Annotated in this window: 2 protein-coding genes; both read right to left on the bottom strand. The window is 45.2% G+C overall.

Annotated elements, in window-relative coordinates; genetic code table 11:
• A partial coding sequence (locus VN105_RS28025; protein WP_325646499.1) for a hypothetical protein occupies positions 1-372 on the bottom strand: 372 nt, incomplete at its 3' end.
• A gap of 223 nt (positions 373-595) precedes the next feature.
• Positions 596-2,851 carry a GH92 family glycosyl hydrolase gene (locus VN105_RS28020; RefSeq protein WP_325646497.1) on the bottom strand — a complete coding sequence of 752 codons (2,256 nt, stop codon included), beginning with the start codon at positions 2,849-2,851 and terminating at the stop codon, positions 596-598.
• Positions 2,852-3,052 lie beyond the last annotated feature (201 nt).

Genomic DNA, 3,052 nt, shown 5'->3' with positions numbered 1-3,052 from the left:
ATTGAATGCGTTAAAGCTCTTATTCTTCTCACTTTGAATGTCATGTGTATCTAATATGGTTAGGGTACCTGGCGGCAAATAGTTGAGGAAATAGGACTGATGAATATATTCGATGATGCATACCTTGAATGATATTTTTTTAAACAACGTCCTGATAAGATTTATACAATACTTTGATGACTTGGCATTCGCTTTACCAATAGGAAGGATGGCAGCATGCGGATATGATGTTGGAGGTTTAATATCACCTGTATAGATGACGCTGATAGCAAAGTTTTCACTAAGATACCTGAGGAGTGCAGCTATCCTTATTCTATTACCTGACCCTCGTTGCCAGAAATCTACATCTGTAACAATTAATATACTTTTCATGACTGTCTGAAGTATATAATGGGTTATGCTGTGAGACAGGTAAAATACACTATTCTCATTTATTTGTACAATTATTTCATTTTTTTAAACCGTTCTTTTATTAACATGACAAGTTTTTACCGGCTTGTTTGCCGCCAAAAAAAGACCGTCCCTGTAAAGGGACGATCTTCTGTCTTCATCATTGTTACCGGCTCACTAGACCAGTAAACTTCTTTCCCGGCAATTACTGCACACCCCAGCTTTTATTAGGCTTGGGCCCCATGAACAGTTCCAGCGTTCCGCCATCGGTTAACTGCTGGTGTGTGAACGTGGGTTTGTTCAGCGGCTTGCCATTGAACTTTGCCTGTTGAATATATTTATTTACAACGGAGCTGTTATGCGCTACTACGGTAAATTGTTTTTTATCAGGTAAAGTGATGCTTACATTTTCAAATACCGGGCTGCCAATGGTGTATTCGGGAATACCTGGTGTTACCGGGTAAAAGCCCATCGAGGAAAATACTACGAAGGCAGACATACCGCCACCGTCTTCATCACCGGGAATACCAAAGATGTTATCCTTGAACCAGGCATCCAGCAGGAAGCGGATGCGCTGCTGCGTTTTCCAGGGAGCGCCGGTGTAGTTGTATAAATAAGGAATATGAAAGCTGGGTTCATTGCCCATGGAATATTGTCCTACGAGGCCGGTGGCATCCGGGAACTTACTCCAGAACGCATAGCGCGACATATCCAGCGGTTCGCGGAACAGCTGATCCAGTCTTTTTTCGAACGCATCTTTTCCTCCCATCAGGGCAATGAGCCCGGGAATGTCCTGCTGTACCTGCCAGAGATAGGTCCAGCCGTTGTTTTCATCATAATATTCACGGCCACCAAGACCACCATCATATTTTACATTGATATCGATCCATTCCCCGTTGCCATCTTTTGGCAGGAAGAATTGTTTGTCGGCGTTCCAGAGATTTTTATAATTCTTTGCCCTTGGTGCAAACAAACGCTGGTCATCTTTCTTATTCAGATCACCGGCCAGTTCCGACACTGCCCAGTCGTCGTAAGCGCCGCCCAGCGTCACTGCCACGGCCTGTCTTTTTTCAAAGGAATGTACCACGGGTTCGGTTTCTTTTTCGCCCGGGCGCAGTGCCGGGAAATAGCCTTTGTTATGATACACATCATCGAGTGCTGTTTTAGGACCATTGCGCCAGGGAAGCATGGTAGCTTCAGTAGCATTTTTGCGCATGCCTTCATAGGCTTTTTCAATGTCAAAGTTTTTCAGTCCTTTGCGGTGTGCATCCAGCATTACTACAGAAGAATGGAACCCGTTCATACACGCATGATCGCCGAACAGCACAGGGAAAGTAGGCATCCAGCCACTCTGCTCATACATATGTACAAACGATTGTAACATATCTTCTTCCTTTGCGGGGTTGAGGATCATTCTCAACGGGTGCAGTGCCAGGTAAGTATCCCAGGTCCAGTCATCCACATAAAAAGGACGCTTATCTTTATGCACCTGTTTATCGTAACCACTGTAATACTGCCCGTCTTCTGTAATATCCACTGCCCTTTCATAGCAGCGGTATAACGCGGTATAGAAAGAGCGTTGCTGGGCGGTAGTACCACCTTTTACCTTTACCTGGTTCATCACATCGGCCCAGGCTTTTTTACCATTGGCGGCTACGGCGTCGAAATCTTTTTTACTGATCTCTTCTTCATAACTTTTCTTTGCCTGTTCAGCACTGATATAGCTAATGGCATATTTAAGCGTCACTTCTTTTGTAGCGGCAGGGAAACTGATAAATGCTTTTAGCGCTTTACCAGCAATATTTTTATTGTTGCTTAATTGTCCCTGTTCTACTACACCGGGTTTACCAGCTTCGCTGAAAACGCCGTAGAGGTATACTTTTACATAACCATTATAAGTTTCCATCCCGGTGATCACATTGCCCGGCAGGAAGCTGTACGCGGCCTCGCCATCATTGTAAGTACCTAACAATAACGATTTTTCTTTACCAACCGGGAAACGGAAACGATAGTAACCCGCTTTTTTACCGGCAGTAAATTCCACGTTCACTTCCTCATCCAGCAGCCAGGTAGAATAATACCAGGGGCGGTTGGTTTCCAGGTTATGGTCGTATGGCATCCGGGTTTTCCAATCGCTTTGCGATATGGCGCCCACCGCCGGTTTTATGGAAAACACCTGTCCAAGCCGGTGTGATACCACGTTCAATGGAAAGTCGGAGATCTGGTCGTCCATAAAATCTTTCCGCTGGGGTGTAAACCGGATCATCTGGTTTGGCAGCTGCACGGTGGGCCGGGTGGGTTCCAGCAGCTGGCCTACGTTGCCGATGGTAGGGTCAATCAGGTCGATAGGCTGCTTTGTTCCGGGGATGGTATCATACACCGCAGCATGTGTGCGGCCGGATAAGCATAGAAAAGGCGTCAGCATCAGGAGGCTGCGCAGCTTCCAGTTTGTTTTTTTCATTCACTAAAATTTATACACTGGGAGAATTTTCATTTAGCTACAAAACGAATTAACAAAATAGTTTAATCATGCACAAGGCATGATTAAACTATTTATAGGTCAAATCAAAAGTAATTGTTTAGTAGCTTGGGTTTTGTGTCCATCCCGGGCTCAGGTTCAGATCGCGGAACGGGATCGGCGCAATGTACTTGGGTGCTGGAT

Source organism: Chitinophaga sp. (assembly GCF_035564935.1).
Lineage (GTDB): Bacteria > Bacteroidota > Bacteroidia > Chitinophagales > Chitinophagaceae > Chitinophaga.
This window is presented reverse-complemented; position numbering and strand designations above follow the sequence as displayed.